This window comes from Thermoplasma acidophilum DSM 1728 (assembly GCF_000195915.1).
GTDB classification, from domain to species: domain Archaea; phylum Thermoplasmatota; class Thermoplasmata; order Thermoplasmatales; family Thermoplasmataceae; genus Thermoplasma; species Thermoplasma acidophilum.
Genome location: NC_002578.1, coordinates 1,081,289 through 1,107,308 on the forward strand (window position 1 = coordinate 1,081,289; position 26,020 = coordinate 1,107,308).

24 protein-coding genes and 1 tRNA gene are annotated in these 26,020 nt (G+C 46.8%); 9 read left to right on the forward strand and 16 right to left on the reverse strand.

The annotated features are described in order from the left end of the window. Window positions 1–220 precede the first annotated feature (220 nt). Entirely contained in the window at window positions 221–2,038 is a 1,818-nt protein-coding gene (locus TA_RS05235; RefSeq protein WP_010901423.1) for a thiamine pyrophosphate-dependent enzyme, read from the forward strand. Next, window positions 2,026–2,622, forward strand: coding sequence for an indolepyruvate oxidoreductase subunit beta (locus TA_RS05240; RefSeq protein ID WP_048162363.1), 597 nt, complete (start codon window positions 2,026–2,028; stop codon window positions 2,620–2,622). The genes TA_RS05235 and TA_RS05240 overlap by 13 nt, the downstream gene beginning before the upstream one ends. A 125-nt stretch (window positions 2,623–2,747) precedes the next feature. On the opposite strand, the gene ribA is transcribed toward TA_RS05240, so the two are convergent. Continuing rightward, window positions 2,748–3,335 (reverse strand): GTP cyclohydrolase II, encoded by a 588-nt coding sequence (gene ribA / locus TA_RS05245; RefSeq protein WP_010901425.1) that lies wholly within the window; start codon window positions 3,333–3,335, stop codon window positions 2,748–2,750. A 51-nt stretch (window positions 3,336–3,386) separates the two neighbouring features. Continuing rightward, the gene (locus TA_RS05250; protein WP_241761814.1) at window positions 3,387–4,532 is read right to left on the reverse strand and encodes an SAM-dependent methyltransferase; all 1,146 of its coding nucleotides are present in this window, start codon (window positions 4,530–4,532) and stop codon (window positions 3,387–3,389) included. Between the two features lie 175 nt (window positions 4,533–4,707). On the opposite strand from TA_RS05250, the gene TA_RS05255 reads away from it, so the two are divergent. The 6 genes from TA_RS05255 to TA_RS05280 all read left to right on the forward strand — a co-directional run bounded on the left by TA_RS05255 (window position 4,708) and on the right by TA_RS05280 (window position 10,638). Further along, window positions 4,708–6,069 (forward strand): DEAD/DEAH box helicase, encoded by a 1,362-nt coding sequence (locus TA_RS05255; RefSeq protein ID WP_010901427.1) that lies wholly within the window; start codon window positions 4,708–4,710, stop codon window positions 6,067–6,069. Further along, entirely contained in the window at window positions 6,056–7,261 is a 1,206-nt protein-coding gene (locus tag TA_RS05260) for a DUF790 family protein (RefSeq protein ID WP_156778522.1), read from the forward strand. The genes TA_RS05255 and TA_RS05260 overlap by 14 nt, the downstream gene beginning before the upstream one ends. Before the next feature lie 146 nt (window positions 7,262–7,407). Then, complete coding sequence (locus TA_RS05265) at window positions 7,408–8,556, forward strand: alanine--glyoxylate aminotransferase family protein (protein ID WP_010901429.1); 1,149 nt, start codon at window positions 7,408–7,410, stop codon at window positions 8,554–8,556. Window positions 8,557–8,567: 11 nt separating this feature from the next. Next, complete coding sequence (locus TA_RS05270) at window positions 8,568–8,810, forward strand: MoaD/ThiS family protein (protein ID WP_048161921.1); 243 nt, start codon at window positions 8,568–8,570, stop codon at window positions 8,808–8,810. A gap of 333 nt (window positions 8,811–9,143) precedes the next feature. Continuing rightward, a complete protein-coding gene (locus tag TA_RS05275) occupies window positions 9,144–9,830 on the forward strand; it encodes a transcription initiation factor IIB family protein (RefSeq protein WP_010901431.1) in 687 nt (228 codons plus the stop codon). Between the two features lie 157 nt (window positions 9,831–9,987). Next, window positions 9,988–10,638 carry an NAD-dependent epimerase/dehydratase family protein gene (locus TA_RS05280; protein ID WP_048161923.1) on the forward strand — a complete coding sequence of 217 codons (651 nt, stop codon included), beginning with the start codon at window positions 9,988–9,990 and terminating at the stop codon, window positions 10,636–10,638. 29 nt (window positions 10,639–10,667) lie between these two features. Here TA_RS05280 and TA_RS05285 read toward each other — a convergent pair whose 3' ends face one another. The 8 genes from TA_RS05285 to TA_RS05325 form a co-directional block, all read right to left on the reverse strand. Continuing rightward, window positions 10,668–12,548 carry a molybdopterin biosynthesis protein gene (locus tag TA_RS05285; RefSeq protein WP_010901433.1) on the reverse strand — a complete coding sequence of 627 codons (1,881 nt, stop codon included), beginning with the start codon at window positions 12,546–12,548 and terminating at the stop codon, window positions 10,668–10,670. Beyond that, complete coding sequence (locus TA_RS05290; RefSeq protein ID WP_010901434.1) at window positions 12,545–13,744, reverse strand: molybdopterin molybdotransferase MoeA; 1,200 nt, start codon at window positions 13,742–13,744, stop codon at window positions 12,545–12,547. The genes TA_RS05285 and TA_RS05290 overlap by 4 nt, the downstream gene beginning before the upstream one ends. Window positions 13,745–13,993: 249 nt before the next feature. Next, window positions 13,994–15,745: an MFS transporter gene (locus TA_RS05295; protein WP_010901435.1), complete on the reverse strand. Its 1,752-nt coding sequence runs from the start codon at window positions 15,743–15,745 to the stop codon at window positions 13,994–13,996. A gap of 474 nt (window positions 15,746–16,219) precedes the next feature. After that, window positions 16,220–16,831 carry a hypothetical protein gene (locus TA_RS05305; RefSeq protein ID WP_156778524.1) on the reverse strand — a complete coding sequence of 204 codons (612 nt, stop codon included), beginning with the start codon at window positions 16,829–16,831 and terminating at the stop codon, window positions 16,220–16,222. 4 nt (window positions 16,832–16,835) lie between these two features. Further along, complete coding sequence (locus TA_RS05310; protein ID WP_162053259.1) at window positions 16,836–17,354, reverse strand: hypothetical protein; 519 nt, start codon at window positions 17,352–17,354, stop codon at window positions 16,836–16,838. Window positions 17,355–17,556: 202 nt separating this feature from the next. Then, on the reverse strand, window positions 17,557–18,426 hold the full coding sequence (locus tag TA_RS05315; protein WP_010901438.1) for an ATP-binding cassette domain-containing protein: 870 nt from the start codon (window positions 18,424–18,426) through the stop codon (window positions 17,557–17,559). A gap of 1 nt (window position 18,427) precedes the next feature. Then, window positions 18,428–19,273, reverse strand: coding sequence for a hypothetical protein (locus TA_RS05320; protein WP_048161932.1), 846 nt, complete (start codon window positions 19,271–19,273; stop codon window positions 18,428–18,430). Window positions 19,274–19,426: 153 nt separating this feature from the next. Further along, entirely contained in the window at window positions 19,427–20,104 is a 678-nt protein-coding gene (locus TA_RS05325) for a hypothetical protein (protein ID WP_010901440.1), read from the reverse strand. Window positions 20,105–21,123: 1,019 nt separating this feature from the next. Between TA_RS05325 and TA_RS08440 the strand changes: the two genes are divergently transcribed. Next, on the forward strand, window positions 21,124–21,315 hold the full coding sequence (locus tag TA_RS08440; RefSeq protein ID WP_197525258.1) for a zinc ribbon domain-containing protein: 192 nt from the start codon (window positions 21,124–21,126) through the stop codon (window positions 21,313–21,315). 828 nt (window positions 21,316–22,143) lie between these two features. On the opposite strand, the gene TA_RS05330 is transcribed toward TA_RS08440, so the two are convergent. From TA_RS05330 to TA_RS05355, 6 genes are all read right to left on the reverse strand, one after another. Next, window positions 22,144–22,216 (reverse strand) — tRNA-Gly (locus TA_RS05330). Window positions 22,217–22,306: 90 nt separating this feature from the next. After that, window positions 22,307–23,122 (reverse strand): DNA-directed RNA polymerase subunit D, encoded by an 816-nt coding sequence (locus TA_RS05335; RefSeq protein ID WP_010901441.1) that lies wholly within the window; start codon window positions 23,120–23,122, stop codon window positions 22,307–22,309. Then, a complete protein-coding gene (locus TA_RS05340) occupies window positions 23,123–23,506 on the reverse strand; it encodes a 30S ribosomal protein S11 (protein ID WP_048162364.1) in 384 nt (127 codons plus the stop codon). Further along, window positions 23,499–24,098 carry a 30S ribosomal protein S4 gene (locus TA_RS05345; RefSeq protein WP_010901443.1) on the reverse strand — a complete coding sequence of 200 codons (600 nt, stop codon included), beginning with the start codon at window positions 24,096–24,098 and terminating at the stop codon, window positions 23,499–23,501. Before TA_RS05345 ends, TA_RS05340 begins: the two co-directional genes overlap by 8 nt. Before the next feature lie 10 nt (window positions 24,099–24,108). Next, window positions 24,109–24,624 (reverse strand): 30S ribosomal protein S13, encoded by a 516-nt coding sequence (locus TA_RS05350; protein WP_010901444.1) that lies wholly within the window; start codon window positions 24,622–24,624, stop codon window positions 24,109–24,111. Window positions 24,625–24,737: 113 nt separating this feature from the next. Then, window positions 24,738–25,982, reverse strand: a complete 1,245-nt coding sequence (locus TA_RS05355) for an MFS transporter (protein WP_010901445.1) — start codon at window positions 25,980–25,982, stop codon at window positions 24,738–24,740. Window positions 25,983–26,020 lie beyond the last annotated feature (38 nt).

Genomic DNA, 26,020 nt, shown 5'->3' on the forward strand with positions numbered 1-26,020 from the left:
AACTGGAAGGTTATATATAATCACTATTTTAGGTTTGTCATTCTTTTTTATATATAAAATATAGATAATAATCCTATTTTGCATCTTATATATAAAAGTTTCTCGAAATACAAAGCAGCCGCCAGCCCCGATCTTAAAATGTGAATTTATCACAAGCTTTCCAATCAAATTCTTTCATCAAGATACGTCATATTTACATACCACAAGTGCGATACTATAAATGATGCCGAAAGCAAAATTCATGATCGGCAACGAAGCAATCGCTGCTGCCGCTGTTCATGCGGGCGTGAGCGTTGCAGCAGGCTATCCAGGCACACCGTCCACCGAAATAATAGAGAACGTCAGAAAGTTTGGACCTGATGTGTATGTGGAATGGAGCGTCAACGAAAAGATAGCGTTCGAGACCGCCTATGGTGCGGCCATGAGCGGCGGAACCGGGCTTGTAGCAGTAAAACATGTAGGTCTGAACGTGGCTTCTGATCCGATGTTCAGCTCCTCCTACACCGGGATCACAGGTTCTCTTGTAATTGTCTCTGCTGATGACTCGTCGATGTGGTCGTCGCAGAATGAACAGGACAACAGGTTTTATGGATTGCATGCACTAATACCTGTTCTTGAGCCATACGATGTCCAGAGCGCATACGATCTCACTCTGAAGGCATTCGAGGTAAGCCGGCTATTCCATCACCCCGTGATCCTGAGGACCACCACGAGGATAGGCCATGTCAGATCAAACGTGATATATGAAGACCATCATGAGCCGTTGAGAGGAAAGGTTATAAAAGATCCGAATACATACGTTTTAGCTCCTGAGAACGCAAGAAGCGACCGCAAGAAACAGCTGGAGAGATGGCGTGAAATATCTGATTACCTATCTTCACTGTGTTCCTATGAACCTGATGGTGGAGATTCCATCATAATAACAGGTGGTATTTCATATTCCTATCTTAAAGAGGCGCTTGAGGACGCAGGCATTCACACGAATGTACTGCGCCTGGATGCTACAGTTCCTATACCTGAAAGTGCAATACTCAATCACATCAATGGCATACGGAGAGTGCTGGTGGTAGAGGAAAATGATCCAGTGATGGAGATGCAAGTTGCTGACATACTTCTGCGGAATGGAAAGGCAGTTGAATTCCACGGGAAAGATCTGATCCCAATAGAGGGTGAGATGACGTTCGAAAAATTGAAGGCTGGGCTCTTCGCCTTCTTCGGCATGAAATATAGTGGTTCATACTTCCAGGATGAACCACTAACACCGAGACCGCCTGCACTGTGCCCTGGGTGCCCGCACAGATCCTCGTTCTTCGATATAAAAAAGGGCCTAAGCAGGGTTTCAATGCAGAATTCCTTCTTCTCCGGAGATATTGGATGCTATACTCTGGGCGCACTGCCCCCGTTCAGGGAGCAGGATTCCGCCACAAACATGGGATCAAGCCTCGGTATAAGCAATGGAGTATTCCGATCAACGGATCAGGTTCCGGTTGCGGTAATAGGGGATTCAACGTTCTTCCACAGCGGCATAGAAGGTGTTGCCAATGCAGTCTACAATAATACTGCGGAGATCATCGTTGTTCTTGACAACAGATCCACTGCAATGACCGGGCAGCAGCCGAGCCCGTCAACGGCAATCGATATAGGGAATGTTTGCAGGGCAATGGGCATTGAATATGTGGAGACGTTCGATCCGTTCGACGTTGATGCCGGTGAGAAGGCTGTACAACAAGCTGCAGAATACGTGAAGAAAACCCTTAAACCGGCCGTGATAATAGCGAAGAGGGCTTGTGCTCTAGAGGTACTCGAAAAGGTTGATTCCGAAACACCGAAGGCTTACGTCGATTCCAACAGATGCACGGGCTGTACAATATGCTATGATTTCTTCACATGCCCATCTATCCTTCCGCTATCAAACAAAAAGGCTACGATCGATGACAGCTGCATTGGCTGCGGCGCATGCGTAGAGGTGTGCCCCTTCAACGCAATATCAGTAAAGGGAGAAAAACCAGCGGGGTGGGAGGAGGCATGGAACGCATAAACATTCTCCTAGCTGGAGTGGGCGGCCAGGGAATAATAACTATGGGCAAGATGATAGGCAACGCAGCGGTTAATTCAGGGATAAAAGTATTCGTTGCGGAAACTCACGGCCTGTCCCAGAGAGGTGGATCGGTACAGGTGCACATAAGGATAGGCAACGTAATGGCCCCGCTCATCGAGAAGGGGAAGGCTGATTACATCGTAGGGCTGGAGGCTAGCGAGGCTCTTAGAAATCTATCATATGCAGGGAAGGGCACGGTATTCATACTCAACAAGCAAACGATAAAACCTGTGGTACCAAAGGTAAACACACCCGATCTGGAAATAGTTTTACAGAGGCTTCATGGATTTCGATATTACCTTGTGGACGGCGAGAGGATAGCAAGGGATGCGGGAAATCCAAAAGGATCCAATGCTGTCCTCATAGGATTCATGGTGGGTATGGGATTTTTCGGGGAGATGCAGAAAAAAGCATTCGAGATGGCCATGATAACCGATCCGAATGTAAGGTGCTTCAATGCCGGTTATGCGGAAGCCATGACAGCGAAGAAAACAGATGCCCCAGAGAAAATCGTTACAGGATGATGCCTGCCTAAACGAACCATTTCGCCTAAAAAAGAATGATCAAACGTATATTCTGCTTTCCGCGATATTGCGGATAGATCGAAGCCAGCGCATGCTAAATTCAAGATTTTTTAAAATCATTGATTTCATATGTTCTCTATCTCGTGCCCAAGCTTTATCTTCTTGGTTTCAAGATAGAATTTGTCGTATGGCGTTGGATCGCTGAAAATCGGTATTCTACCCTTGACGTTAATGCCGCTTTCGATAAGCGCCTTCATCTTTTCCGGGTTGTTTGTCATTATGTATATGGACTTTATTTCGAAGAACTTTATCACCTCTGAAGCAAATGAATAATCCCTGCTGTCTACCGGCAGGCCGAGTTTCAGATTCGCTTCGACAGTGTCAGCACCGCTGTCCTGGAGGCTGTATGCCTTGATCTTGTTGAGGAGTCCGATGCCTCTGCCCTCCTGCCTCAGATAAATCAGCATACCGTAATCCTGCCTGCCGAGGTATCTCAGGGACTGTATCAGCTGATCCCTGCAGTCGCATCTCAGCGATCCGAGAACGTCACCGGTGAGGCATTCGGAATGTATTCTTACAGGTACATCCTCCTTTCCCCTCGGATCTCCCCGTACGATAACGGCATGGTCCTTGTTTTCATCATTTACAAATGTATATATCCTGAAAAGCCCAAATTCAGTTGGCAACCTTGCGTTTGAGTAAAGTTCGATCATCCTTGCGTCAAAAGTAATTCCTTACCTTTATAAAAACATTGTTTTGTATCATTATAAATTGGAATTCTTATTATAATTAATATCGAAAATTTTGTTTGCTATAATGTATTTCTCCGAAAATCTGAATATATAGGCATCCCCTTCACCGTCGTCATGCTCCAGTTTTTCCGTAATTGTATAGTATTCCTCACTGGAAACGCCATACCTCAGATACACCTTCTTTGGTCTCATCCTGGCCATCTCCGCCTGCAGGCCCGGCCAGTCATACGTACCGTGTACAGAGAAAACCATGCCCGGAAAATTCTTCCTCAAAGACGCACAGGAGAGCACCGTACGCCTCTCATCCCTCGAGATCATTGACATGTCTGAAAAATCTTCAAGGAGGCCTGCTTTGGATACAGCCGGATCCACGACGTAAATGTAATCATATATGTGCGGTTCTGCAAAACCGCCCGTATATCTAGATCCCTTCAGGTGCACACCGGCAGGTATTATATGGGCAGAAAAATCTGATTCTGCATATCTGCCAGTATACACGGTGAACCTTGATAGTTCGCCTCCAACAGATATATATTCCTTTTCGCCGCTGAATTCGATGGTATCGAGGTCGGCATGAGGCGGTAGATCGAAGATGTATGCCTCAGCCTGAATTTTCTCCATTATATGGTATGGGGATGGCACTATATCACGCACGTTCCGCGTGTTCATTCGCAGCGGATCGGAAAAAACGGCACGCGCAGATGCTATACCGGTTAAATAGAAATCCTCGTTCTTGAAACTCGCACCTGAACCGTATGCTTCCGCGTTGAGCAGGGATGAGAGATACCTTATCCGATCCTTTTCTATGCCGATGCACCCTGATCGCAGGCCGAACATTATGCACTGCATGCCTGCGCCGGATCCTATGTCCAGAACATCATCATCAATCCTGGCGGATCTGTAGCTGCCTATGATCTCAGGGGTTGAATACTGCGCCGAATACCGATCCATGAAGAGCCTGTTCCACATACTGTACTTTTTTCTTATTCGCACCCTCGACCTTGCCAGTTCACCTATTGGCGAATCTTCAACGAGGTGCCCGGCATCTATCAGTTTGACAAGTTCATCTATCCTATCATTTACCCTTTTCCTGTAAGCCCGGTCACTGAGGCACCTTGCCAGTATGTCCTCCATCTTCAGCTCAGGCATGTATTTCATTCTCTATCTGCACCAGCTGGATGCGAAACGATCCTGAGACCCCATTTCGTCCACATTGAAAATCGTTGTGATTCGCCGTACAGATTATTGCAATGTGATTTTTATCGGCGAATGCTGCGTTAACAGATGCGATATCCCCGGGAAATGTTTATTATCTGCAGGCGTATGGTCTCCTGTGCCCGATATCGTCTATTCTGGAGGATCCATACTCATAAAGGGATACGATGGGAATATACCGGAAGATCTTGCTGTTTTCGACCACAGGATAGCTTGTTACAGATCCCTGGGTGTCAATTATCCTAGGATACTGTCATTCTTCAGGGATGCCGGAATAGATGCAGTTGACAGGGTTATGGATCGCAAGCATCTCAACCTGAACGGCAGGATATCACTCAGGCCTTACCAGTTGCAGGCGCTGGAAGAATGGAAAAAATACGGAATGAGGGGAACCGTTGTTCTTCCCACAGCAGCAGGCAAAACCCATATAGGAATGGCTGCAATTCAGGCAGTTTCTGAGAGGGCGCTTATACTCGTCCCAACCATAGACCTCCTGTCTCAGTGGAAGAAGAGGATACAGGAAACCTTCGGGGTAGAGCCGGGACAGATCGGTGGCGGAGAACACGATGAGCGCGACATCACGGTATCCACCTACGATTCAGCCTATCTCATGGCGGAGAAATACGGCAACAGATTTTCGCTCATAATAGCCGATGAGGTCCATCACCTTGCATCTGAAAAACTCAGGATGATACCGCTCATGTACACTGCACCTTTCAGAATGGGCCTGACGGCAACCTACGAGAGGACGGATGGACTCCAGAAGGTTCTCGAACAGATCATGGGCGGAAAGATATTCGAGCTGGGATATGAGGAGATCGATGAGTACCTGGCCGACTATACCATAGCAAGGATACCCATAGAGCTCAGTGACGAAGAATATGCGGATTACCAGCGTTACCACGAGATCTTCGTATCATACCTGAGGAGGCACAGGATGGTCATGCGCGGCCCATGGGATTTCGAGAAGTTCATAAGGAGTTCGTGGACACCTGAAGGCAGGGAGGCCCTCATAGCCTGGCGGAAATCAAGGGAGATCGCCTTTAACTCCAGGGGCAAGATGGAGATGATCCGCACAATACTCTCAAAGCACCGCGGAGAGAAGACGCTGATATTTGCTGAGGATACTGAGACGGCGTACACAATATCGAAGGAATTTCTTATACCGGCCATAACATACCTTACGGACAAGGAAGAACGTGAGAAGATACCGGCAATGTTCAGGGAGGGCAGGATAACGGCAATAGCAACCTCGAGGGTCCTGGATGAGGGTGTAGATTTTCCGGATGCATCGGTTGCCATAGTTGTCAGCGGATCCGGGAGCATGAGGCAGTTCAGGCAGCGATTGGGGCGTATTCTCAGGCCATCCGCTGGAAAGAAGGCTGTAATGTACGAGCTGGTCACGGCAGAGACTTCGGAATTTGGCGTTTCAAGGAGGAGGAGAAAGGGTGTTCCCGGCAGAACTGATGGTGGTACGTAAGGCGCAGGACGGTACCATCAGACCGCTGATGATAGCTCCGGATCACGTAGATATAGCCGAAAAGGTCATAGAGATATACCGATCTTCTGCGGGAAGGACGAGGAAGGAGATTTCAAAGGATATTGTCACCATAGAATACGGAATAAAGAATCCAAAGATAGTGAGGGGCCTTGCCCTCATCATGGATCGCATGTCCACATTCAGGAACAGGTCCCGTGTAGACAGTAAGCAGCTGAGAGGTTTTCTATTCCAGATGGGACCGGCAGTATCACCGGAAGAGAGGCAGGAAAAGATCGCCCTGGCTGCCGAGCATTTCTCGGTGTCGCCGCAGGATATTGAAGAAGCAATTTATGGCGATATGGATTCTGAGAATGTTCTGGATCAGTGCCCATCGATAACGCCCGAGCATCTGAACAGGCGATACAATCTGGAACAGCTCACCACTCTGATGTACAGATCCAAATTTATTGAGGTCTCAGGCATTAACAACTGGTACCGCTTCATATCCCTCATCAAACGTCAGGGCCTGGTTTTCGAGGCACAGGGCAACCCCCTCATGAGTGTGCGCATAGACGGCCCAAATTCAGTGTTCAACAACATGGAGAGATACGGGTCTTCAATGGCCAGGGTGGTTGAAAGATTGACCGCATTCCCCGGGTGGAAGCTTCACGCAGAGGTGGAGATAAAGGACAGGGTCTACAGCGTGGATCTTGACAGCTCCATATCATACTATCTACCGGAGACCGATATTGAGGAGGAAGAGGCCATACCGGATCCCGTTGTGATCGGAACCAGGGTCTTTTTCCCGACACGGATCATAAATGTGCATGGACAGGATGTCTATGTTGATATCGTATACCACATGAGCCCTGAAGCAATAAAAAGGCGTGATGAAATGATAAGGTCCTCCGGTATAAAATGGATAACCGCGGTTGTGGGCGAATGTAAGAAGTTTCAGGGCGTACTCTGCTTCAGGAACAGGGTAGACTGGGATGCCATAATCGCCAAAGCTTCAGAGGAATACCCTGCTACCACGGATGCACTCAGGGAAGAGATCGACCGCCTCTATCCGAATACCGAGGCAATATTGGATCTGCTTGATAGCCGCAGCATCCCCCTGTCTCACCTCGAAAAGATCGGATACAGAATCAAATGGAATGGCATTCTGCCGGAGATAGTCCGTTCCACCTGATGCGTTTCCATTTTCAGAATAAGACGCATAACGGGAGTTGGCCATGTAACCTTAAACGTTTCATATTATACTCACATACAATTTTCAATCTTCCCTGCAGCCCATAGATATCGATAAGGTTATTACTCAGACATAAATGCAAAGATATGCAGAAGAAGCTCATGCATGTTGGCCCGTCCTTCACCAGCTACAGAATACAGATGGCCGGTGTATCTGAGAACACTGGTTTTGCGTCTCCTGATTTTTTAGATGCAATGAAATACTCGCTTGAAGGGCTTCTCTATGTGGCAGGTGCGGACGATTCATATATGCCATTTATACTGCCTGGCAGCGGAACGGTTGCCATGGAAACCGTTACCTCTTTAATTCCAAGGGGATCAAAGACGTTGCTCCTTACAAACGGAGTCTTCGGAGACCGCTGGATACCCATATTGACCGCACATGGCCTGCAGATGGATGTATTATCGGCTGATCCTGGACACGCGGTTTCCATGGCGGATATAGAGGAAAAGCTTGAAGGCGGAGACTATCAGAACCTCATAATGACCCATGTGGAGACAAGCACCGGAGTCCGCATGGACATAGAAGGCGTTTCCAAGATCGCCAGGAAGCATGTGGAACGCATAATAGTCGACGGAGTCGCGAGTCTTGGAGCCGAGAGGGAGGATATAGCCAGGCTTGGAATAACAGCTATCATCAGCGCAAGCCAGAAGGCACTTGGCGCACCTCCGGGTGCTGCCCTGATAGTGGCTTCCAGATCGGCTCTAGAAGATATAAACGAGTTCAGCTACTTTTTCAACCTGAAGAACTGGATCACACCCATGGAACGCTACCTGGAAGGAAAAAATGGCTATCTCTCCACAGAACCAGTGGGAGTCATCCTTTCCCTGAACAGGGTCTTCTCGGACATAAGGACAACCGGTCTAGAAGCCAGGATAGATGATCACCGCAGGCTCAGCCTTGCACTCAATGAAGGCATAGAGGCGGCTGGGTTGAAGGTTTTAGCCGAAAGGGATCTATGGAGCAATACGGTAACAGCTGTTCTTTCCGATCACGCCGATGAGATTGTCAGGAGATCCATGGATCTTGGCATAGAATTCGCCACGGGAGTCCACCCCAAGCTGTTGGGAAAATATTTCAGAATAGGGCACATGGGCTACGTTAACGACTTTGATGCCCTGTCTGCTCTGTCTGTCATAGAGAGGGCTGCAGCACAGAGCGGCGAGAAGGTCAGAATAGGGGAAGGTGTGAGGAGAGCGCAGCAGGTCCTCTACGATCTGAGCCATGGCAGATGAGGTGCGTTCAGATGGATGTGACCGTGAAGTACTTTGCCTACTATCGCGAGAGGGTGGGCAAGGATAGCGAGAAGATCCAGCTGGATCAGGGCAAGCGCATATCCGATCTCATAGATATGCTCATGGCCCGCTATCCGGGGATATTCAATGAGAAAAATCTATTTGTGGCCAGAAACTACAGATACGCAGATCGTGGCGAGGCCCTTTCAGATGGGGACGTCGTGGCAATAATGCCTCACGTTTCTGGCGGATGAGCTGCACCTGTGCCTCAGCGTTGGATCTTGATCAATCGGATACGGACTTTTCTATTGGGGGAAGTTTGCGTATCTCATCTCTGAAGATAGGAGTTTTACATCTTCCAACAAACTCCTAACTTTTTCAGAAGGGATCGCTTGCCCTGGATATTGAATTTTTCCATTGCTCGAGGCGTTTTCATTGTTCCTGACGGCCGGATCCCTATGGCGTTCTCGCGGGTCCTTGAATTTTCCCATAGTGAACCGTTATTTGCCTGTTCCGACGCCCCTAAAATGATGTGATATGTCAAATAATTACATTATGTTTATATATCATTGTTTCTATATGCATATGTGGAGAGACCAGAAACAGATTTAGATAGAGATGAACTTGTATCCAGTTTTCTGGGCAGACTGAAGAGATACAAGGGATTGAGGATTCCAGAGAATATATCAAAGGATGAAAACCTGAACAGAATAGCTCCATACCTGAAGAGATCCGGACTGATGGCAGACCTTCCGGAGAATGTTATTGTGGACGCCTTGAAGCTCTACCTTGAGAGCTCTTCAAGAGGTGTTTCCCGTGGCAGGGGCTGTGTCGCTGTTCTCGCAGCATGCCTTTTGATAGCATCAAGGAGGCAGGCAAACCCAATGACGCTCAAGTACATAGCCAGAAGCATGCACACGGATCCATCACGCGTATGGAGAACAGAGAATGCCATAGTCAAGAATATGAAGACCCCGTCTATATCGGCCAGGCCGATGGATTTTGTCGAACGGTACTCCGAGCTTCTCAACGTGGACAATGATGTGAGGAGCGAGGCCATAGCGCTTGTTCAGCAGTTCTCGCGTGAAATGAGGATAATGAGAAAGGCTCCATCAACCATCGCAATATCTGCAATATACCTTGCATCGGAAAGGCTGTCGAAACATCTCGTTCAGAGATACGTCGTAAAGAAGACTGGCATAACCGAGGTGACATTAATAAAGACGTACAAGGAGATGGCAGAGTATCTCTCCATGGGAACCGCAGACACGTGAAGGCATAACCGGTAAAGCTAACATAGGAGATAGGGATAACGGGTATACGGCAAGGATACTGATAACTGACGGAAATTCCGTTTCAGGATTCAATCTGGTAAAATTCGCGCTTGAAAATGGTAACCAGGTTGATGCACTTTTTGGCAGCGATCCAGCGGTGATTTCAAGATCCGTAGAAGCGCACAGGAAATTCCATTACGATGCGGTTATTGTGACCAATGCAAAGCCTGAGAATGCACTGGCGGCGATCGGTATAGCCAGAAAGGAGTTGGATGCGGACAGATACATATTGATCTCATCCGATCTTGTTTACACCCCTTCCAACGATCCCAAGGCCGAGGATTCACGCACAGAACCGATCACGGATGAAGGCAGGATCTTCCTGACCGCGGAGAGTCTGATGAATCAAGAAAGGGATGCCATTTTCCGGACAGGTTTCATCATAGGCCTCTGCTCGGTGAATCTCTACACGAATGTCCTGAACATGGTCAGATCGGGAATGCGCCTGTCATTGTCTAAAAGTACGATCAGAAATTTCATCAGAAATGCGGATCTTTCATCATTCATAATGAGATCCATCGAACGAAATATATCCGGTGTATACAATGTGGCTTCAGATGCCAGTACAGCATACGATTTTGCAAAGCGTCTCTGCGATATGGCCGGGCTCAAATGTACCCTTGAGGACAGCGGAGAGGATCTTGGCAATTACACTATGGATACATCCAGGTCTCTGAAGACGTTCGGCATGAGGCCTATGAGCGTGTTCGAAGGATACACGATCTCAGGAAGTTTCGATCTGCGGTGATTCTGCAGAATTGATCGCATGATCCCGTCTCAAGCAATTACCTCCCCTATGTTTTCAGGTATTTCGTATCCCGGATACTTCGATTCCATTCCCCTGAGTGATTTGAGCGCTTTTATGAATAATTTACCGGCATCGGAAGCGTAGAATTCTCTGGATATGAGGATATCGTAGTTTTCCTTCTTTATGTGGTGGTACTTGAGGCCCAGTTTTACCGCGTAGAACTCCAGGCCCACTCCAGCATCAGCACGGTCCTGCGCCACCGCCTGCGCAACTCCGGCCTCCGATGGTGATTCCCACAGGTAGCCGTGCATCGAGGTCCTTATCTTCTCGTTGTTCCCTATCATCTCTTCGATCAGATCCCTTGTACCGGAACCCTTGTTTCTGTTCACGAACGTGAGACCCCTGTCAAGTATCTCTTCGAATGACGATATGCCTGACTTCGAGAGGAACCCCCTGTTTCTGCTGAATCCTCTGATGAGCATAGCACGTTCCTTCAGGCTTTCGTCAAGCACAGGTATGTTGTAGGTTCCATTCTTCAATATGTGTATGCCGGATACATCCGCGATGCCTATTCTCATCGCGTTGACCCCGCCCCATGATCCCATGTTTACTATCTTCGCATTTCTGTCCGTTTCCAGCACCGCCATTTCCATGAGGGGGTCGCTGCTTCCGATACATATTACGGAGGCCTCTCTTTCATTGAGCGGATAATAAAGTACGTTATCGCCTGGATCCACATATTTGAGATCACCAGGTATCGCTATGAAGCCATCGGCAAATCTGATCCTGCTTATTGAACCTGAGTTGCCCATTATCGGGAAAGCATAGCCATTTCTTGTTATTATGGCAGGGTAAACCGTTTCCTGCATGTGATCAGGCGCTATCTTAACAGGCACCTTCACCACCCTTGGCCTTTCAAAATCCCCGGAAATAGCCTTTCGGATCGACGGTATCACGATGTAGTTCAGTATAACAGCCGAGGAAAGGGGAAAACCAGGCATGCCTATGAAAAGTTTCTCGCCTATCCTTCCGAAGAAGGTTGGCTTTCCCGGCCTCATGTTTATTCCGTGGAACAGTATGCTGCCACCGACCTTCTCGATCACCCTGTAGAGCATATCCAAGAAACCTGCTGAAGTAGATCCTGAAGCCATCAGAATATCGAATGAATCTAAGTTATCCCTTATGATCTTCACCATATCGTCTTCCCGATCAGGAACAGAGCCGAGGAATACCGCATGCACTCCACCGCTGGAGCTGAGCTTTGTCTGGAAATAATATCCATTCACATCGAATATCTGGCCGAGCTTCAGATTCGTTCCTGGCCTGACGATCTCGTTGCCCGTTGAGAATATCCCGATGCGTATCCTGTCGAACACGCGTACCCTGGCCACACCTGATGCAGCAAGCGTGGCAAGCTTTTCTGGAGTAAGGACTGTTCCTGCTTTGGCTATTATGTCACCTAGCGAGATATCTGTGCCGGCGAATGCAACGTTCTCTCCAGGGTATACGGATCTGTAGATATCAACATAATCCCCATGCTGCCTTGTATCCTCTACCATCACGACCGCATCTGATCCCTTTGGCATGACCGACCCTGTTGCTATGTAGACGGCCTTTCCCCTCTCCACGGTTACGTTTCCCGTTTCCCCGGGAGATATGCTGCCGGCTATCCTGAGAGTAACAGGGGCGTCTTCCTGAGCTCCGTCCACATCGGCATGATCCACAGCGAAGCCGTCAACCTCTGACCTGTCAAACGGAGGTACATCATACTGGGAGAATATATCCTCAGCTGCGGTCAGCCCCACCGCCTCCTCTATCGGCACCTCCACTACCCTCATCAGCTTTCTCATCTCACCAGCCATTATGGATCTGGCGTCCTCAGCAGAAACGAGTCTGTGAAAAACCTTCAAAGCCCATCACCTATTTCAAGAACATCCACCTCCGCGCCCTCCGGATACCCTTCGCTGTTCTCCTCTATCACCAGATAGCCATCTGCGGATATGACGGAATTTATCACACCCGACCCGGTGGTTCGCATCGGTTCCACCATCGTCTTACCATCCTCTTCAAACATTCTGACCCTCACAAACATCCTCATGTTCTCATTGTTGAAAATGGATCTGGTCAGGTATCCACGCCTAGTCCTTCTTTCCAAGGATTTCATGCCGAACCATGACCTTATGGCCGGATCTATTATGTTTTCAAATGCAATAAGTGCGGCGACAGGAAGGCCGGAGATCATGAATACTGGCTTTCCGTCCATCATGCCGAGACCGGTTGTCCGGCCAGGTTTCATTCGCACGCCATGAAATATAAGCTGTCCATTGCTCGCGATGATATCGTGTACGAGATCCTGTGAACTTGGCCCTGAACCTCCAGTCACTATTATGATGTCTGACTTCATCCCCTCGATCACGGATCTGATCCTGGATTCATCATCCTCAACATTTCCGTAGAATGCTGATTTCAGTCCCATCCTAGAGATCATTGCTTCCAGCATAGGGGCACTTGAATTCTTGACGAGACCTCTGACTATCTCGGTGCCCGTGGATACTATGCCAATCTCTGCGTCCATGACCGGAACCTTATCTATTCCGGATTCGATGAATGCCGGCAGGTGCCACGGCATGATCCTGGATCCTCTCTTTATTATCGTATCTCCCCTCTTCAAATCCTCTCCTGCCCTCGATATGTTCTGGAATTTCTTCATCTGCCTGTATACGGATACCATGGATTTGCCGATGGATGCATCCTCCTTCATCAGGACTGCGTTGGCGCCTTCAGGAATCGGTGACCCCGTATAGACTATGGCACACTCTCCCCTATTAATCCTGAAAGCTGGAGAATCTCCGATCCTGACCTCTCCGACAAGCGATAGCTGAATGGGATTGGATCTGGAGGCGCTAAGGCTATCTTCATATCTCAGGGCTATTCCATCCACTGCACTCCTGTCGGCCTCAGGAAAGTCCACAGGACTCACAACGTCCCGTGAACAGTATCGCCCAACAGATTCCGCCACTGATACGTATGACTCCCTGACATTGATCCTCAACCCTGATGCCATACGGATAGCCTCGCCATAGGGTGTAAGGCTCTTGAATTCCATGCATATGCAATGCTTTATTGAATATCACGTTATCGCCCGCCCAGAGTGAAAAATTCAGGGAGTGGCTGGCCCTACGATCATAACAAATAAAAGCGAGAAAATTCCGATCTATGAAGATGAGTGAAATTCAGGGAATGCATTATGGTCTCATATCATCCGCGAATGCTAAATGTGATGGCGTTTCCGGCAACCATGCCTAACCTGAAAGCGTCTTGAAAGGATCTTCTGTGTTTGGATTGAAGTATGTGTTCATGCCCTTTTTCCAGGACTCACAGGTATCTTTGTCTTCGCGTCTTCGGATTTGACAGTCGTGTTCTCATCGGCGAATTCTGCATGCTTCATGGCCTCCGGATTGATGAAACGCTTGCCACGCAGAGCCGACAGTACGGCAGCAAACGCAGAGAGTATGGCACCGATGTAAAATGAAACCGAGAGCGAGCCCATGAGTGCTGGAGCGAGCGCGTATGGGAACCAGGTGTGGCTCTCCATGGCGGCGATTGTGGAGGAGCTCAGGCTTGATATGAGTGTTGGTGGAAGATAGCTCAGCATCGTGTGAACCGGATCATACCCCAGGAATGCCGCAAAGAGAGCAGACGTTGGCGGAAGCTTCGTCAGGTACGGTATCAGGACGCCCGCACCAACGCTGCCGAGTGCTGATGAGAGCGTTGACGGCATCCTGATCGAAAGCGAGACTATAACGATCGTGAAGAATATGCCCATGGAAACAGTCATACCGGTATTCTGCAGCGTTGATCGCATGCCGCTGGACACTCCTCTAACCTCAGGCGGAACAGAGTTCATTATGGAGCTGGTATTGGGCGCAGCGAACATACCGTTTCCTATACCCATAAGGAAGATTAAAACTGCAAATTCTGCATAGTTAAAGTCAAAGGGGAGCAGCGCCAGCAGGACGAATGTGACGGCCACTATGGCCATACCAGCAGTGGCCAGGCCTCTAGCACCAAATCTGTCTGATAGCGTACCGCTGATCGGACCCATAACGAGGAAACCTGCAGTCATCGGTATCATATAAACGCCAGCCCAGAACGGCACAGACGAATATGAATACCCGTGTATCGGGAGCCAGATACCCTGCAGGAATATTATCAGCATGAACATTACGCCGCCACGGGCAATTGCACTGGCAAGGGCGGATAAGTTACCGAGGGCAAATGCCCTTATTTTGAAAAGGGCAAGGTTGAACATCGGGCTGGAAACATGGAGTTCCACAAAGATGAATCCTATCATCATCGCGAAACCAATTGCAAGTGCGGAGATGACATACGGATCTGACCATCCTGTCGGAGCACCATGGTATGGCATCAGACCGTATGTTATGGCTATGAGTATTAGCGTGAGCGAGGCCGCAAAGAGGGAGTTGCCTGCAATGTCTATCCTGTCGTGCTTCAGGCTTCCAGTCTCCCTGAGCTTCAGGAAACTCCACACCGTTCCGAATGCACCTATGGGTACACTCACGAGGAAGACATAACGCCAGTTTATTGTGGCCAGGATGCCTCCCAGAATCAGACCTAGAAATGAACCGGAGAGCCCTATGACCTGATTTACGCCAAGAGCTTTTCCTCTTTCATTATATGGGAATGAATCCGTAAGAATGGCTGTGCTGTTCGAAAACAGGAACGCAGCACCGATACCCTGTATCAATCTGAAGGATATTAGCTCCAATGCTGCGGTATTGCCCTTTCCGGGAGTCAGGAAGAGCATGATCGACCCTGCAGTGAACACCGCAAAGCCGTAATTGAAGAGACGCATCCTCCCGTATATATCCGACAGCCTTCCGAATGTTACGAGGAGCGTAGCCGTAACGATGTTGTATCCCATAAGTATCCACAGCAGATAGGCAAACGACTGTGGGGCCAGAGGATTTATGTCTATTCCCTTGAATATGGCCGGCAGTGATATCATTATTATGGTACTGTTGATGGAGGCCATCATCACACCGATACTGGTATTGGAGAGTGCTATCCACTTGTACTGTACCACATGAAGATATTAATTATTGTTATAAAAGGTTTAGTTATAAATGCATAGCGCATAAACCTACATAATATGGCTGGCTTATGCTGAATTCTATTCACTATGTCGCAGATCTGCAATATGCCAGAAAGGCAAGCCGAAATCACGATATTGCAGAAATTCAAAGCCTGTTTAGCACCCAGATGGAAATTATGTGCATCGCCTCAATACTTCCGATCCTCATGAAAAATTTTAAGGAATTTTACCGAAAAGAATTATGCGGATATTATTAAGAGTTGGGCTTGGATAAGTCAAAAGGGCAGTCTATGAAGTACCGTGAAAATATTGGTTTATTGCAACCCCTGAAACAACGAGAAATGGCCAGGAGGCAACGGCAGGATACCTGGGGTTTGAAGGTTTATTCTACCTCTACCTAACACACTCAAGGAGAATATATGGTATGAGTTTCGAAATATTGCTGCATGCGTTATGCAATAGTCTTCATCTCCGCTTAAAATTTCTGTTGAATCTTCGAATCTCTAAAATTGACAACCCCATAAGGATGGCCGCAGCAAAAAAAGAAGCAGCTAGTGGATAGATATATATTGTTGAATCAGGCTTGATAAGAATTGTTATGAAATTGCCAGAAATATTTCGCCATATTTCATATTGAATGCCAGAAGGGTTTTTGCCATTCTCTAGAGGTATGTTAATCCTGAACATCGCAGTTATGTTGTAAAAACCTGGCCTGAGTGATAGCCTCAAATTCCCGTAGCTGCCATAACTTAGGTTGTTCAATACCAGCATGGTGCTTGAGGATGATGAGTTAACATAGATGACATATTCATCCCATGCATTCGTGATTGTGCCGTTGATCTTGATCCCGTCATAATAGGAGATGGCACCTCCACTACCGTAGGAAACTATCTGTTCTGTAACGGGTAGCGACAAGGGTATGTTCTTCGAGAAGGTACTGTTATAAAAATCGAGATAGGTTGTGGTTTCTACCCTGGCAGGAGAGTTTTGTGAGCTAGAGTAATACCATAGACTTGAAAACAGCACGACGAATGCGAGTGAAATAACCGTCAGTCTCAGAAATTGCTTCCATCTCACGTTCTCACCTCCTCATTGGTTTAAGGCTCCTTCTTTCAATAATCATCAGCGCCAGTGCAAACAGGACAGCACCGATAACAAATTCCAGTATGCCCCCGTCCACAAACACATTCGAAAACGGTGTGTAAAGGCCTATGTGTGAGAATCCGGTAAGGGCGAAAGAAAGAGAGTTGGTATCGGCATTTTTCCCGAAGAAGGTGGGTGAAATAAAGATGAAAAAAGCTATGAGTGATCCTGCAGAAACGATTGGGCTTCGTATGGAAGTGGCGATAAGAAATCCCGCACCTGTGAACAGGACTGAAAACGAAGCAAGATAGAACACCATCTCTGCAAAGACCACTGGAGATTCTGTGAATTCAAAGAAATAGACATTTACTGTGAAAATAAGGGAAGTTATAACCGTTGAATATAGTACCGCCCAGAGGAACATGCAAGTTAGTACCCTTCTTACACTCCTCCCAAATGCCACAAATGTGAGAATCTTTCCGTTCTCGAGAAAAATGGTTACCATGAAAATATTCAAAGATAGCACCAATACATAAGGAAAGTAGATGGAATTCAAGAGCGAACCAGTAAAATTATATACCTGTAAAGAGGAACCTCCGGCCTGCGTGCCATACAAGAATATTAGCGAATAATCAGCTATAAAGACAGAGAAGATAATAATAAGTTCAACAAGAAAGTACGGATCCATTTCAACGCTGATCAATCTAAGAAATGCAAGTCTACCCATAGATCCTCACCATTTCAGCAGGTATAAGAAAATAAGACATGATGACAACCCCATTTTCGGATGCTATTTCTGCGCATCTCTTTATTTCCAGTGACGTGAAAATAGCGCCGTTGATCAGCACTGCACTGCCATCCCATTCCCTGATGGAATCAAGCATTCGATTGTTGTTATTGGTACGGAGTACGCTCACAAAGGATGCCTTTCCAAATTCCGCTGAAAATCTTACGGTACCTTTATCCAGCACCAGCATCCTATCATAGATCGTCAGCATTTCGTCAAGCACATGTGTTGAAATCAGGAACAGGCTGTTGGATCTATCCGCCTTTTGTCTAATCGCTTCAGATACCAGTGATCGCTTATGAACGTCCACATTGGAATTTGGCTCATCAAGAATGAAAATTGAAGATTCAGTGCTGAGATAGCATGCAATCATAACAAGCTGCATTTCACCCAAGCTCAGGGACTGAAAAGTGGCCTGTAGTACGTAATCGACCCGAAAGAAATGCAGGTAATCGATTATGCGTTCCATACCGGTACCGTTCAAAGCCGAGAACCAGTAGATGTGTTCTCTCACTGATGTCCCCCCAAGTACAGAAGGTTTTTCAGGCATGAAAGAAACTCCTCTCATTGCCTGCCTATGGCTTTTCCAGGAGTCTATCCCGTTGAGCATGGCTATGCCGCCGTCCGGTTTCATTATGCCACTTATCAGGTAGAAAAGGGTGCTTTTTCCTGCACCATTCTCCCCAACAAGAATGTTGACGCCGCCGCTGAGGCTGAAATTCACATTGTCCAGAATCCTGCGCTTTTTGAACGCCTTTGTTAGATTTCTGCAAACAATCGTTTCCGCGGATCCCGACCCCATCCTATCTCCTCTGTTTCAGCGAGACTCTTCTGTACAGAGAGATCATGTAGACAACACCCAGAATCCACAGTATCACCACCACAGCGATGTAATGCATCACATAATGCATTACGTTAAGTGTTTCGACGGCAACATCTGTCTTTTCCAGTGAGATATAAAGCAGAGTCACGTTGGAGACGGACGATGAGCCGAGCAGAGCGGAGATGACGGTGGAATTACCTGTGAAAACAATGTGGCTAAGAAAGGAATGCGACGGGGATTCGATGTAATAGACAGAGTTCGCATTTAATTCCCGGGACACATTTTCGAAGTAGCCGGAAGGCTGTTCCGGAACGTTGATCAGTTTCACCATTTGTGATGTGGAAAAGAGAGTGCCTTTGCCGACATTTACAGATGAGAATGCGCTCGCAGCGCCGTAATACTGACCGGTGTTGTTGAACACGTTAACAAATTCTCCTGCTTCCACGAGTCCTGACGGAAAGAATGACTCGAAGAGACTGGAGTGATCGCTGGCTTTCAGTACAAACGAATCTGCAAGGGTTACATTTTCTCCTGCCGGCTGGCCGTACAGTTTCACAGAAAACGTTGCATAGCCATTTTCCATTGTAATATTTATGTAGCCAGTGGTAAAACTAAAGTTGCCTAGGAGATGGCTGATCGAATTATTATGGTAAAAATTTATCAACACTGCGTTCATCTTGTAGCTGTATGTGGCTCCCGGACTTACCGCCCCGCCAACGAGCGAACTGTTCAGGCTGTACGCCTCAAGAAGCGGTAAGGTCAGCAGAATTACTGAAACAATTGCAAGCACGGACGTGAGCAATATCAAGAATCTTTTTAATTTCATTTTTCAGCCCCTCACATTTTGATATTTCAGACTAGGTACCAGTGATAAATAATTTTAGCAGATATAAAATTTTGTATCTTTTATTGATGCTCCTCAACTGCTATCTGCCGATGCCATGAATTGGCTCTATCCATTTGCATTATTCTCCTCCAATTATCCTCCGCCGGATTGTGCGAACTCTTTCGCTAGATTAGTAATTGCCATCCAAGCGGCAACTTCCGAGTTTACTACATTGTTATAGGACACCCAGTATTTGATGTAGATATTTCCATTACCCATCACTTCGTAATTAACGAGTATATTCGTATACATATTATTCACTGGCCCGTTTTCACCGTATATTATTGCATAATTTACCATCTCAACATCAGCAGAGAAAATCTCATACTGGATACCATTACTATTTGTTCCATTAACGAATGAATACGGACCATTCTTGTTCAAAACTGTTCCTCCAGGAAACCATAAAACGTAAGCCGTTAGCGATACTGAAGGGGGACTAGCAATTGTAGCACCCCAATAATAATTCGTCACGTTAAAGTAAGATATTTCGTCAGAGTCCACTATGTACCAAAAGCTATACCAAGGTGTTTTGTTAATTATGTTAAATTCCATTGAAGCCCACGATACGGAGGGCCCGCCTCCTCCGCCACCTGGACCCTTGATCATGCTCGGCAAAAAGGTCACACTCTGGGCGCTGTTGCTTACATTCTGGATTCCATTAGCTGAAGTTAGGATCGCAAACACCCCTAGAAATGCAAAAACCCCAACTACTGCTCCAAGAATATCTTTAATGGAGATGTTCTTGTTTAACACATCTTCATGACCCATAAAAAAACAATTGTAAAAAATATTTAAATTTTTTTATCGGTCTCAGTGTCTCCCGTAGTGCTACGAATTTTATGTCAACTTCTATAACAAGAGAAGTGAATTTCTCCCACAAGGAGTTATAACTTTTGTGAACGTAGAGGATGAATAAACATGAATGGCATGGATAAGATATAATAATGGTTAGTGAGAAGAACTGTGAGGTAATATTTGGAGAGATTAATGAGCATGTGCATAGATTTTTCCATGGACGAGAGCAGTGGATCTCTGGCCGGAAAAAAGATTGGATTCGAGGAGATCGAAGATCCCACAACACCCAGATATATGGATCTTTAATTGTTAAGAGGTTTAAAGAAGCTTTACTTCATCTATAGGGCTATAGCAAATCAGGATACCGCAAGAGGATCGAATCGCTCTGAAAGTGCCAAATACTGGATTCTGTTGCATTGTAAGCAATTCTGTTTACGTTTATGATCGAAATTAGATCGCCTTCCGAACGATACTATGATAACAACCGAGGGAAGAAGGTCGTTAACAATAGAGCGCTCTAATAATTGAAGCAGATAAATACGGTCAAAGTTGAACATTTTCTCTAGTTGTTCATTTTTTCAAAGAGACCATAGCTTCTGTTCGACGTAGCTTATCAGCCAGCTTGCATTGTCTAGGATTATAATCATGTTCTTCCTTTCCAGCATTACCATTTACCTCTCTTTTCGTTAATTTTTAACCTTTATTTTTCAAAACAAGACTGAAAATTAGATATGGCTCGGAATCAATGAAGCAGAATATTAGCCAGTATTTCAGAGGGTCAGCAAGCAAGGTAAGGGAACAGGACGAACAAAATAAAAACCTCTTCTCAGATTTTGAACCGAAAATAGCAGAAGCCCCAACAAAAGACTTGTTACACGATTAAAATGAGCCGCCTTCCAGTGATACCTTACAATAGAAGTAGCAAGAAAGCTCCGATCTTTAGAGAGGAGATGAATTGTAAAATCATGTATTCATGGCTGTAATATATCAGGTTGAGTAAATATAAAGCAAAGATAGATGGCATCCCCCTAACCTGTGTTGATCCTAAAAACACATTGAAAGAGTGTTCTAGGTGTGGAAGCATAGGTATTAGGGAAGATAAATCATTTAAGTGCCCGAAATGCGGACACGTTGACCACGCTGACGCCAACGCTTCGTTCAATATAGCGTTGCGTCCTCTTTAAAGGAAAGCGCAGGTCGATTGCATACAGACAGAGATGTATGCAAAGGGAGCACTGATACCCCTAAAGAGGCAACTCCAAGAACGATGGAGACCTTAGAACCTCCGAAGCCTTAGCGAGGGGAGTATGTCAGAAAGCGAAGATGACGCTGTGACTATCTAAGATAATCCTGAAAACTCGGAACCGAAGAACGAGAGCAGCAAAAATAACAACAGCAACGGTGAAGGCAAGGTCAAGAATTAAAAGGAAATAGAAAAACAGGAACTGAGCTTAATTTTAATCCTCCAATTCATCCGAGCTTGTCAGCGGACCCATCAAATTTGATGTCCAGAATGGAAAATTCTCATATTGAACAGCCCTCCGATTCTGCCCTCCTAGGTTCACAACTATTGAGACTTACCCGAAGGCGAACCGAAAGGTTTCGATCCTGAGGATCCGGGATGAAAGAAAAATGGACAAATTGAAGATTCGATTTTCCACTTGTGTTTTTTAATTAATATTCTACATTAAAAGCGAGAGTGGGCATGGGGACTTCATTTCACTATCTTCTATTTTCTTTATTCTACATCTTCCCGATGGGTGGTTATTTTATGTAAACTGGCATTGCTCATATCGAGTTTCGCTGCGATTCTCTGTATGATTCTTTAATATCATAAATCTCATAGTTTGAAAGGCTTACGATGATATATAATGTGAGTTGCTCCTCAGCTAAAGCGTCGGAGATTCCCGTTTCAGTTCTTTTTTGTAATGATTATGTTGATCCTACAACCATAAGACCACCCACAGGAGATGAATGAGAAATAGATTATACGCATTTAACATCGATAGCTATGCGGATGTCGGGATTTGAACCCGAGGCACGAGCTTGGCAAGCTCGCGTGTTACCAGGCTACACCACACCCGCTTTTCATATCAATGCCCTGAGGGCATTACGGAATTAATATCAAAAATATAAATTCTTTTGTGCCGGTGTTTGCAATGTCTCGATATTTGCTCACTCTGAAAGGCTCTCAACAAGTATGTCCCATCTGTCCTTGAGGCGGTTGAGTGCGTACAGAAGCGTTTCTTTTGCGGTAAGCGATCCGTCCGTTTCGAACTGGAAGATGAACCTGCTGTCATCTTCTATCATATTGACTCCATCGGATTCGAACAGCACGTTCAGGTCGTTGCAGCCGAAATCGTCCGTGAAAACTATCTCAGTGTCCGTTTCTGACATGACGGACTTCGGACAGGCGCCCTTCAGCTTCTGCCAGTCCTCAAAGTCTTTCTTGGAAACGTGAAATTCCCTGTGATACTTATATGAAACGCCGGATGTGACCTGCCATTTTGCATGTTCCTTTGCTGTTCCAAGGATGGCTTCCGCGGTGATAAGTATGGCCTGCTTTGGACCGAGCTTCACTATGGGGATCTCACCATCCACCGGGATAAGGTCGGGATGGCTTACAGCCTGAAGATCGGAAGAGAACACCGTGGAGGGTCCGAGTTTGTTTATTGAGTAAGTAACGGTACAGAGAGAGCAACCTTTGCCCCCGCAGGAACATTGATCCCTGAAGTTCATGGTCAGATCCGTTTTGAGAGGGATCAAACCGAGCCTGTGCGCCACCATCTCATCGAAAAGCGGTAGGGATGAGTCATATACATTTCCCTCAGAATCCCTGATCTCGCCGTGGTGAAATGTGACGTTCTCTATGGCAAGCTTTGGGATATCATTTATCAGAGTTCTTCTGAGTGCGTTTGCCTGAGACGGCGTTATGCCATCGATCTCGAATCTTATGTATTTATCTGAGAGCTTGAAAATCTTAACGTCCATTCAGACCCTTCTCCCTCTCTTTCCCCCCTTCTTCTTGGTACCATCGTGGGGGATAGGAGTCACTTCCTCTATCCGGACGATCTTCAAACCTGCCCTGGAAAGGGCCCTTATGGCTGCCTGAGCACCCGGACCGGGTATCTTTGACTTGTTTCCGCCCGGAGCACGTACCTTTATTATGAGATCGGTTATCTCCTTCTCTTTCAGGGCTTCGGAAACCATATCGGCGGCTTTCATTGCCGCGTACGGGCTTGCCTGGTCCCTGTCATTCTTTACGACCATTCCGCCGGAAACCATGGCGATGGTCTCCGCGCCGGTCGGATCAGTTACATGTATTATAGTGTTGTTCTGCGATGCATAGATATGGGCTATTCCAGTCTTATTCATCTGTCTCACCCTCCTCCGAAGCCTCGCCCTGGCCCTCCTTCATCTCGGCAGATCTCTGTGCGGGGGCCAGCAGTGCCTGCCTGATTGGATGAAGCTCGTTTGCCACAGGTGAATTCTCTTCATATGCTATGGTATCCTCGTCCTTGGCCTCCACCAGCATGCCAGGTACTGTGACACGCCTGCCAGCCACCGAGATGTGGCCGTGGGTTATGAGCTGCCTGGCCTGCCTCACACTTATGGCCAGATTCTTCCTGAAAACTATGGTCTGCAGACGCCTGTCAAGTATGTTCTCAACCGTGAGTGATAGAACATCATCAAGGGTTGCATTCTCACTGAGGAGCTTGTATCTGTTGAGTCTCTTGATCATTCTTTCAAGCTGCTTCTGCGCATTTACATCGTTTGTTCTAAGCCTTGCCCTCAGATCTCTTGCCTGAGACCTTATCGAAGAAAGCAGTGCCTCGCTCCTCCATATCTCCTTTTTGTTCTTTAGACCGTACTTGACAACGATCTTGTTCTCTTCATCGATCCTCTCCTTCTCCCATGGATGGCGAGGCGTTGAATACTTCTTGTGATGAAATTTAGGATCTCCCATACTATCAACCTCATTCCTTCTTTCTGACTACACCGATACTGAGCCCTTTCCTTCCGTTTGACCTTGTCCTCTGGCCTCTTACCTTCTTGCCCTTCTCATGCCTTATTCCTTTGTACGATCTTATCTTCTTCATCAGGTTGATATCCTCCTGAACCTGAATCTCAAGATCGGTCGAAACTAGATTTAGATTCTTGCCTGTCACCGGCTCCCTGCGGTGGTTCAGAAGCCATTCTGGAAGATCATATTCCTTGGCCTCTACGTACTCTCTGAGCTTTTCCAGCTGTTCTTCCTTGAGTTCTCCGATCTTCTTATCTATTGGAAGATCCAGCCGCTCTGCTATAACATAGCCCAGCCTTTCACCTATACCCTTCAGATCTGACAGTGCCAGTGGCAGAAGGCGCTCTCCGTTCAGATCTTTGTTGGCGATACGTACTATATACTGGAAGTCCTTATTTTCCTTTTTCTCCGGCTGACTCTTGCCGGCATCCTGATTGACCTTAACATTATTTGCAGATCCCTTAGCCATTAGATCATCCTGTCCGTTCGATATATTTTTTCGTCATATAAACATTATCAGTTTGAAATGAAATGTTCAGGTGCGATGCCCTCATCCACCCGGCGGCGATCCTTAACGGATCGTCACGTGGATGATGCCTTCAATCTAGCAGCAGCATCTTTGCTGGGAATGAACGGGAATAGGACCAGAGAGACCGCGCCGAATATGGTCATTATCCACATGGTTTCGGCCAGCGTTATGTGGAAATACAGCAGCACGGATATCACTGCTATGCCTATGCCACCGCCAACAGTGTTTCCTAGGCCCCACACCATACCTCCGGCTGTTGTCGATATGTCCCGTGGAACGATCTGGTTAACATAACCCATGAGAACTGGGAAACCGGAAAAGGCCGTGAATACATACAGGGCATACGTTACCGTATTTATGATGGGATTTGTACCGGCAAGCATGAAGAAGATGAAGAAGAGGGTTGAAAGACCAGTTGTCAGTCCTATAGTGACCTTACCCCCATGCCGCTGCGTTAGCCTTCCGAAGTATGGCTGCCCTCCGACGGCCGTGAGGAAGCTGACTGTAAGCACTATGCTCATTATGGTCTCCGACTTAACCCTGTCCAGTACAAACTGCGATATGTATGTGGTCGTACCGGTCAAGAACATGGCCCTTATGAACACCATGGCCACGATGATGGCCAGAACACCCGAATATCTTGACAGCATGTCGCGGTTCTTTGATGAACTTGCGGATCTTGATTTTTCAGGTATCTCATGTTCCCTTATGAATCCAAGGCCTGCGTATATTATGATCCCGGCCAGGATCATGTACGTGCCAAGTATAACCAGCGCGTATTTTTCTCCGACCAGTATTATCAGAGGCACAAGTATTACAGGTAGAGCGGATCTCCCTATGCTTCCGAATGCCCCGTTTATCCCCAATGCAGATGCCGATCCATTTCCATACGTGAGGTTCAGTATGGAGCTGCCAAGTGGATGGTAGAATGCCTGCCCAAAACCAAACAGTATCGATGCAACTATCATCACGGGAAGCGCTATCCTTGCTGAGACAAACGAAAGGGCAAACAGGTATATAGAAACACCAAGTATTATAAAACCGACCATCATGAGAAACCTGTACCTGCGTGTTTTATCTGCATATCGCCCCACGGGTGTGCTGAGCAACCCGCTGATTATGCTGTAAATTATGGCCACCGCACCAAGCAGCGCAAGGCTTATACCAAAATCTGAATGATAATAAGTTATCAGTACAGAAAACAGGAGTATGTTGAAATCGTTCGTGAAGTGCCCCAGCGACGTATATACCAGGGATCTGATCTTCGCCTCTCCGCTGAAAGCTATGTTCGTATCCAAATGTACACCCCTTTATCGGTAATTCATTTATCTATATA